Source organism: Lacihabitans sp. CS3-21, assembly GCF_024343675.1.
GTDB lineage: Bacteria > Bacteroidota > Bacteroidia > Cytophagales > Spirosomataceae > Leadbetterella.
On sequence record NZ_RJUD01000116.1, the window covers coordinates 77,836 to 86,876 of the forward strand.

Sequence of the window (9,041 nt, forward strand, 5' to 3'; positions counted from 1 at the left end):
TTTCCTAACGTTCGGCATTAACCCCAGATTTTTGTCCCTTCCGTACAATTTTTGCACATTTCTATGTTTTTCCTTGATCCAATAAGCTGTTTTCGAAATGAAAGGTATTTTTCAGACATCCAAACATCCTTAAAAGAGCTTTTGGAAACATTACCCATACGGTATTCTGCATCTTTGTCGAAACAACACGGAACTACCAAACCATCCCAAGTGATGACTGCTGAATGCCACATTTTCCAACAGTGATTTAGAAGTTTATTTTTAATCTCATATTTGCCCTGCGTATTCTTTTTATAGCGGGCATATTTGTCATTTTCAGGAATCAAGCCCGAACCATTTTCATAATCATAAATTTGGGCAGTTTTAAATCTAATCTCATCCACACCAAGCGTCTTGCTCAAATCTTTGGCTTCAGCTATCTGATGCTCATTGGGTTTCACTACCAAAAACTGGAATATGATATGAGGAGTACTAGAATTTAGCTCTCTTTTGGCTGCAATAAGGTTCTTTGTACCTTCAATAACTTTGTCCAAAGATCCACCAATTCTATATTGTTGGTAGGTATCTTGCGTTGTACCGTCCAATGAAATTATTACTCTGTCTAAGCCTGATTTTATCGTAGCTTTGGCATTTTCATAATTCAAGTAATGAGCATTGGTAGAAGTTGAGGTATAAATTCCGTTGTTCGAAGCGAACTTGACCATTTCTAAAAAATCCTTGTGCAGATAAGGTTCGCCCTGAAAATAAAAGGTTAAATACATCAAAGCATCTTTGAGTTCAGTGATGACGTTTTCAAAAAGTTTAGTCTCGAGCATACCTGTAGGGCGTGTAAATGACCTCAGGCCACTAGGGCACTCTGGGCATCGTAAGTTACAGGATGTAGTGGGCTCAATTGCCAAGGCAACTGGCAAAAAACCATTAACGGGCGTCTTAGTGATTTTAGAATAAATATATCCAAAGACCAAGCCCAAGGCATTGATGGCTCTCTTAAATGTGAGTTTTGATAAAAAATTGATATAATCACTCCACATTTACTTTTTGAATTGCTCGTAATAATTGATCAATCTAGCATCCTTTTCCTTGGCTATTACTTGTTTTAAGGCCATTTCGGCTTCTTTATTATCATCGCTAAGCATGTCCAATATTTGAGCGGCACTTATTCTAACAAACCACTCTGGCTCGTTAGAGGCTAAATCTGTCAAATAAGGAATAGATTTGAGAATTAAATCTTTATCTGACCGTGCCAAATATGAACCAAATATCGCCAAATATTGATAGACCTCTACCCCTTCCATTCTGCTTAACCTCGACATAAACCACTCATAATGTTGAGGTTGAGGATTCTCTGTATAGTAGTTGGCCACTGAAGCAAATATAGCATTATCATAACTGCTCGAGAACTTTTCAGCCAATTCTGCTGCATCCACAACTTTATTGGTAAATAAGGCTTCAAGTGCCGCAGATTTCACAAGGTTGGACGAATCGTTGAGAGCTGCTCTAAACAATAAATCATTTTGGGGGTTCAAAAAGTTTTTCATGGCCAAAATGGCATCTGCTTTTACATTTGACTTGGTTTCATTTCTAATCAAATTCTGCAAAGCTTTTTCTACCTTCAAAAAGTCTTCACCATCATAATCAAAAAGCTTTTGAACTGCTGTTTGTCTAATCTTCCAAAAAACATCCTTTAGTGCATCTATGGTCAAGTCTCTAACCACTTTATCTTGCATTGGATTTTCTCCTACCCCATCTTCGGATTTGAAAGTGAGTGCCTCTAAAGCAAATAAACGACTATAAATAGGAGAAGAATTTTGAAACTGAAAGACCAATTCGTCTGTAGTTTTTACATGATCGATGGTCCCTAAATAATAACCTTCGGGATTTAGTAAAACGTTTTTCAAATCCCCGTCCAAATCAAAACTAAAATCTTGCTCTTGTTTTTCTATCTCTATGGTCTTTTCTAAGGTTGTTTTACCTGAAAATATTTTTAATGGCAATTTTAATTTATAAACCATTTGATTTACAGAGTCAACTACCTGACTAACTGACAAAAGCAGTTTTTTATTTTCAACTTTCTGAAGCACCTTTAGCCTTGGGTGACCTGGCAGTTTAAACCATTGATCAAAAAACCATTTCAGGTCTCTTCCTGTAATCTTTTCAAAAGAAATACGCAAGTCTTCGATTTCAGCAGTTTGAAAAGCATGACTTTTAAGATAATGATTCAAAGAAGAAAAAAAAGCTTCATCGCCCACTTCCATTCTCAACTGGTGCAGCACTCTCCCACCTTTTTGATAAGAATGAGCATCAAACATATCCTCTTTGCTTAAATAATCAAATCTAATTAAGGGAACTTGTTTTTGGGAGGCTTCATACAGATAGTCTTGAAGAGCGTTGATGTACACCAAATCACCTTCGTCTTTGCCATACTTTTGGGTCGCCCAAAGAAACTCCGAATAGTTTGCAAATGACTCATTTAAAGGCAAATGCGACCAAGACTCACAGGTAACATAATCCCCAAACCAATGATGAAAAAGCTCATGGGCAATTACCCCATCGTCGTTTCCATCTATCAGTTGATGGCCATTTTTCAACAAGGTTTTAGAATGTACCGTAGCCGTGGTATTCTCCATCGCTCCAGAAACGTATTTCCTGACAGGAATCTGTGCATATTTAGCCCACTGGTAATCCACACCAAGTATTTTCTCAAAAAACGAAATCATCTCTGGTGTTCTTCCAAAAATATCAAGGGCATTTTTTTCATATTCTGGCTCTACATAATAGCTTACTTCAAAACGCTTAAAAGTACTATCTACCACTTTCTTAAAATTGCCAACAGCTATCATTGTGAGATAAACTGCGTGCGGAGTTTTCATTTGCCAATGGTCAGTTTTGGTACCATTTTCATGTATTTTCGTATCCACTAATAGCCCATTGGAAAGTGTTGTGAAGTTTTTCTCAATAGTCAAATAAATATCTTGGGTATGGTTTTGATTCGGGGTATCAATGGTCGGGAACCAGCAACTGTTTGCCTGCGTTTCGCCTTGCGTCCAAAGCTGTCTTGGCAATCCGTTTGGAGTGTTCAAAGGATTAACAAAATATAGACCTTTGTCACTCACGATGGCATCGCTTCCTTGCGAAGCAATTTTTTCTGGCTGAGCAATATAATTTATACTTACCACCAAGGTGTCTTTTCTTGTGTATTTCTTGGGTAATGTAATACTTAAGAACTCATTGTCATAATCATACTTCACTGTTTTTTGCCCAATCTGTACGCTTCCAATCAAAAAACCTTTGGCATTTAATACCAATCTTTCCTGATCATAAAAATAAGGTTTGAGAGCTAAGGTCGCTGTGCCTTCCAACGTTTGATTGGTCCATATCGGTTTTATTTTTAAATCCGTGTGGAGTAAATCAAATTTCAAGTCCTGTGATTTTTGAATCTGAGCTGTCAGGAGGTGGCTGACAAAAAACACCAATATAAAAACACTTCTTTTCATAAAATAACATTAATTGAGGTTTCGAAAGAAAACCTTTTTTTTCAAAACCAATTCAAAACCTGACTCCAAATTTTCTTCCTCCAGAGCCTGAAAATCATATTCATTTTTCAAAATAAAATCGTCAATACTCGCATAACCACCTTTTAGCGTCAATAAAATAGATTGATTGCTTGGGTTTAACCTCCAAGTGGAAACGTCCACATCCAAATCCAAGAAATCAACACCCAAGCAGGCCTCTACATCCTCGCTAGATTGATAATCATACTCTATTCGTCCATTGGGTTTGAAAATCCAAATCATGGTATTCAGCGTAACTTTATCCATCGAATAAGGAATAAACCTAATCGACCCAGATTTCTCGGCTTTTTCAGTTACTAGAATCCATTTTTTATTGGCCACATATGATTTGAAATCTTGAGCTTTTGTAGCAAAAGAAATAAAAAATATAGCAATAAAAATTATCGAACGATGGTTCATTGGGTACTAACTTTTTTGATTTAACATAAATTTCTGAGCTTTTGTTGCAGGAAGCAATGATGCCAGAAATGTTATTAGAAATATGCCTAAAACAGAATAAATAATATCTGATGGAATAATTTTCACTGGATAGGCGTCAACTGTAGCATATTGCATTCCCAAAGAAATTATCCCAAATTGCATTTGAATAAAACAAATGCCCAATCCAAGCACCAAACCTAAGCAAACCCCAATAAGCGAGATAACGAAACCTTCTGCCAAAAAGATACTTTTTACCAAGCTTTGTGTGGCTCCAATCGAAGATAAAGTCTGAATATCGTCCTTTTTGTCAATGACCAACATACTTAAGGCATAGAAGATATTAAAAGAAGCAATGCCAATGATAAAAAATAAAGCCACAAATATGAACAATTTCTCTATTTTTATGGCTTTGAGCAAAGACTCATTTTGCTCGTCTCTGTCTTTAATTTGCAAGTTTTCTCCCAAAATATCTGCAATGTCCTTCTTCACAGTGTTTACATCATAGCCAGGTTTCAATGAAATCTCTAGACTCGTTCGCTTACCTGGAGCATCAATCAGTTGTTCTACAGTAGCTATTGGCAAATACACGTAATTGTCATATTGTTGTTCTAAAGCAAAAACTCCTGCTACTTCTACATTGACTTGATTGATGTTATCGTCGGGCGTCAGAACATTTAATTTTTGATTTTTTGGGTACAAAATACCCAAAGGACTGAGGTAATCTTCTACGTTGAGGTCAAGAACTGAATATACGCCTCCACCAATGTAGGCTACCGGCCTATTTCCATTATATATGGCCATTTTACCTTCTATGAGAGATTTTTTCATCTCCACATTTTGTGTAAAAGTGCTATCCACGCCTTTCAAAACCACTATCATTTGAGCATCTTTGCTTCTGGCCAAAGCCTTGTCTTGATATACCTCCATGGTATAAGCCACCCCATTAATTTTATTGATTTTTCTGATAAGATCTTTTGAAGGATAGAATCCTTTTTTGACCGTGGAGGTGACTTTCAAATCTGGATCAAATGCTTTAAAAATCTGCCTGTTGAGGTCTTCCAAGCCATTAAAAACCGAAAGGATGATAATCAACGAAGTTAGGCCAAGTGCAATACCCAGCATGGAAATAATAGAAATAAAGTTTATAAAACTTCTCTTTTTTTTTGAAAGAAAATACTTCTTGGCAACAAAAAAAGGCAGATTCATTCTTATTCTGAGGTTTCGTCTTCTTCAGCAGGTGGGATGTGAATATTTGCAAACAATTGCTCAATTTTTTGAGCATATTCGGCAGTATCGTCAATGAAAAAACTAAAATTAGGAATTATTCTAAGTTGATTTTTGGCTTTTTGGCCAAACAAACCTCTGATTTTCTTAGTATTTTCTTTTATATTTTGAAGTATATCCTCTCTGTTATTGGTTTTAAGAAAACTCAAATAAACGCGAGCAACACTAAGGTCTGGAGAAAGTTTCACGTCTGTGATTGTCACAAAATTCCCTTCAAAAAGCGACTTGAAATCTCTTTGAAAAATTTCGCCTAAATCCTTTTGAATCAATCTACCAACCTGCTTTTGTCTTTTACTTTCCATTTATCAATTTAAAAATCTGCTTTTAAGAAGCATATAAAGGTTCAGCATTTTTCAGAAACCTCATCTCATGCAGAATTATTTTACAAATATCAGTCTTATTTTTGGTTTATCCGTAAACGAAATGATATTTTTGCAGCTTATTATTTAAAAATAGAAGGCTTTGCTAACGTTTTTCAGAATTAATTCCATCTTCCAGGTTATTACCCTTCTAGCTTTGCTTTTGGGTATAAAAATGATTTATATCGGAAGTAAACTACCCTTGCTAACCTACGAACTGGAGTGGATGTTGGTTGGAGAAAAACTAAATGAAGGCTTAAACCTTTACAGTGAAGTTTTAACTCAAGTTGGCCCACTTTCGAGCTTCATTTATCAAATGGTAGACCTTTGGGCCGGAAAAAATCAATTTGTTTATGAAACTATCGCTACGGTTTTAATATTCTTACAGACACTATATTTTGTTTTTATTGCCAATAGACGAAACCTCTTTAACGAGAAAAATTACATCCCAGGACTTATATTTCTGACATTGATGAACGCTTCGTTTGACTTCATGAAGCTTTCACCTGCTTTGATGGCAAATACATTTGTTCTGATGTCATTAAACGCCACATTGAGACAGATTGAAAAACGAGAAGGTGTAGGTGATGATGTGTTTGAGAGTGGTTTATTTTTAGGAATAGCTACGCTTTTCCATTTGCCTAGTTTTATCCTAATTGCTTGGGCTATTTTGGTATTGTTCCTTTACACTGGTATTAATTTAAGACAGACGTTTATGGTCATTTTGGCCTACATAATGCCAATCTTTTTCATGTACCTTTATTTTTTCTTCAACGACCAAGCCGATTATTTCACCAATATTTGGTTATTTAATCTAAGTTCAACCTTCGATATTTCATTACTTAGTTTCCGAGATATACTTATTTCGTTGGTATTGCCTATGACGGTAGGCCTTTTTGGAATAATAAGGGTTTTGAGAGGAAATAGGTACAACAGTTTTCAGAACCGATCGCACCAATTAATTATCATAAGCTCGTTTTTTTCGTTGGCAGCTTTTCTTATCTCAGGTCAATACGTACCCTCTAATCTGATTTATATGATTGTTCCATTGGCGTTCTTTTGTGCAGGATTTTTTATTCATGCCAAAAAAATGCTTATCCCTGAGGTACTTTTTATGCTGTTTTTTATAATTGTATTACTAATCTCAGTAACAGGGGCTAAGTCACTGATGGGCTATAAACTCAATGCTCTTGCCAATTTCAGGGTAGTGGAATCTGAACTTGCACCACAATACCAAGGAAAGCGGATTTTTGTAACTGGCCAACACATTGACGCTTACAGAACCAACAGTATGGCTACAGGTTATTTGAGTTGGAGTCTTGCTCAATCAGATTTTAAAAACCCAAACAACTACATGAGTCTTTCCAATATCTATAATAATTTCAAGAAAGACATGCCAGATGTTATCATCGATGGTGAAAATGTAATTCCCGCCATTTTTAAAAATATTCCTGAATTGGGTGCCAAATACAAAAGCTCAGAAAAGGGACTTTACGTAAGAATTTAATCTTGCAAGGTCCAAATTTCTTTGATTGGGTCACCTTTTGAGCTTTTTCCAGCGTGTGTCCACGCTTTGCCATTCACTGAAGCATCAAAACTTAGCTCAGCTCCTACCCTGTTGTTATCTCTAGAAAAAAACTCTATTTTCTCGGTATACTTTCCGTTCACTAGCGTATATCTGCCTCCACCAGTTCCAGAGAATTCACGTGTTTGGGTATTTATGGCAAACCATTGGAAATACCCGCCAGCCATGATTTTCAGTGTCTTTCTAGGGCCAGGTTTCATTTCTGACATTTCACCTGTTTCGTTTGCTCTGGCAGTTATTCGCCAAAGTCCAGAAAGAGCGTTTTCTTTGGCAAAATCAAGTTTTTGAAACTTTTTGTCATTGAATTCCAAACTTTTTTTCTTTAGATTGATATTATAAGATTGTGAAGAATTCACCACTGCTGGATTTTGGGAATGAAATTCAATTTCCATAAAAGCCTCATTAGTAACACCAACCGTATATTTCCCACCCCAAGATTCTATAAATTTCTTAGACTCAAGTTCATATATATTTACAGTGAGATAAGTATCCGTAGCGATAATGGTTGTGGTTTTGCCAGCTTCAATATTTTGCCAAGCCCCTTTAAGAGATTGTCCATTGGCAATAAATCCTACAAAAAGAAAAAGTATCAAAAGGTATTTCATATAAATCAGATTTTTAATTTCTTAAACGAAATCTAAAAGGATTTGATATGACAAAAATGCAAATTATTAATCAAAATCAAGGTCAAATTGAAACAATAGTAATATTTTTGAGGGACGAAATTATACACCTATGACAAAAACCAAAATTATCCTCCCTTCTGGTGGCAAAATAAGGGCCGTAATAGAAAACATCAAACCAGAAATTAACGGAGGAAAATACGCTACCAAAACCATTCAAGGTCAGAAAGTTCAAATATCTGCCGACATACTTATAGACGGTCATGATTACCTTGGACAACGGCTTTGGTTTAAACACGAATCAGAAAAGTCTTGGACTGAGAAACCTATGTTTGCTCAAGTGAATGATAGATTTGGTGGAGAATTTATTACAGAAAAAATCGGCTTTTACACTTTCAAAATCGAAGCTTGGGTTGACCATTTTGCCACCTGGCAGCACGAAGTTGACGAAAAAATAAAGGCTGGTTTGAAACTCGAAGTTGAGCTTTTGGTGGGTTTAGATTTCTTAAATATAATAGCAAAATCTGCAAAAGGCCAAGACAAAGAAGACATAAAAAAAGCAATCGGTATTTTTAAAAACCCGGAAAAGTACGAAGAAGCCACTTGGATATGTAGGAGCGAACAAATGCACCTCTGGATTGACAAATACCCCATCAAAGAAAATACCTGTTGGTCAGAGGAACGGTTAATTTTTACTGACCGTGTAAAAGCAGAATTTTCGGCTTGGTACTCTATTTTCCCTCGCTCAGCCACCAAAGAAGTAGGGAAACATGGAAATTTTAAAGATGTAGAAAACTTATTGCCAAGAATTCAAGAACTGGGCTTTGATGTACTTTACTTGCCGCCTGTACACCCAATTGGACAAACCTTCAGAAAAGGAAAGAACAATGCTACAGAATGCCTGCCAGATGAGCCTGGAGTGCCTTATGGTATAGGGTCGGCAGAAGGTGGCCACACCGCAATTCATTCTGAGCTAGGCACTTTGGAGGAATTCAAGCATCTTATAGAGGAATGCAAAAAATATAACATGGAGTTGGCCATGGACTTGGCTATTCAGTGTTCGCCAGATCATCCATGGGTCACCGAGCATCCAGATTGGTTTAAAATATTACCAGATGGAACGATAAAATATGCCGAGAATCCGCCAAAAAAATACCAGGACATCTACCCGATAAATTTTGAAAGTAACGACTGGCAA

Annotated in this window: 8 protein-coding genes; 2 read left to right on the forward strand and 6 right to left on the reverse strand. The window is 36.3% G+C overall.

Annotation, left to right across the window (positions count from 1 at the left end; translation table 11 throughout):
* Positions 1 to 17: 17 nt before the first annotated feature.
* Genes EGI24_RS21725 through rbfA form a run of 5 tightly spaced genes read right to left on the reverse strand, consistent with a single transcriptional unit; the run spans position 18 to position 5,578 of the window.
* Positions 18 to 1,031 carry an SPASM domain-containing protein gene (locus tag EGI24_RS21725; RefSeq protein WP_255050746.1) on the reverse strand — a complete coding sequence of 338 codons (1,014 nt, stop codon included), beginning with the start codon at positions 1,029 to 1,031 and terminating at the stop codon, positions 18 to 20.
* Positions 1,032 to 3,494 carry a M1 family metallopeptidase gene (locus tag EGI24_RS21730; protein WP_255050747.1) on the reverse strand — a complete coding sequence of 821 codons (2,463 nt, stop codon included), beginning with the start codon at positions 3,492 to 3,494 and terminating at the stop codon, positions 1,032 to 1,034.
* 9 nt (positions 3,495 to 3,503) lie between these two features.
* Positions 3,504 to 3,971, reverse strand: a complete 468-nt coding sequence (locus EGI24_RS21735; protein ID WP_255050748.1) for a hypothetical protein — start codon at positions 3,969 to 3,971, stop codon at positions 3,504 to 3,506.
* Between the two features lie 6 nt (positions 3,972 to 3,977).
* Entirely contained in the window at positions 3,978 to 5,198 is a 1,221-nt protein-coding gene (locus EGI24_RS21740; protein WP_255050749.1) for an ABC transporter permease, read from the reverse strand.
* A 2-nt stretch (positions 5,199 to 5,200) separates the two neighbouring features.
* Positions 5,201 to 5,578, reverse strand: coding sequence for a 30S ribosome-binding factor RbfA (gene rbfA / locus EGI24_RS21745; protein WP_255050750.1), 378 nt, complete (start codon positions 5,576 to 5,578; stop codon positions 5,201 to 5,203).
* Positions 5,579 to 5,738: 160 nt separating this feature from the next.
* Between rbfA and EGI24_RS21750 the strand changes: the two genes are divergently transcribed.
* The gene (locus tag EGI24_RS21750; RefSeq protein ID WP_255050751.1) at positions 5,739 to 7,142 is read left to right on the forward strand and encodes a hypothetical protein; all 1,404 of its coding nucleotides are present in this window, start codon (positions 5,739 to 5,741) and stop codon (positions 7,140 to 7,142) included.
* Here EGI24_RS21750 and EGI24_RS21755 read toward each other — a convergent pair.
* Positions 7,139 to 7,825: a membrane or secreted protein gene (locus tag EGI24_RS21755; protein WP_255050752.1), complete on the reverse strand. Its 687-nt coding sequence runs from the start codon at positions 7,823 to 7,825 to the stop codon at positions 7,139 to 7,141. The genes EGI24_RS21750 and EGI24_RS21755 overlap by 4 nt on opposite strands.
* 130 nt (positions 7,826 to 7,955) lie before the next feature.
* Here EGI24_RS21755 and EGI24_RS21760 point away from each other — a divergent pair.
* A partial coding sequence (locus tag EGI24_RS21760) for a maltotransferase domain-containing protein (RefSeq protein WP_255050753.1) occupies positions 7,956 to 9,041 on the forward strand: 1,086 nt, incomplete at its 3' end.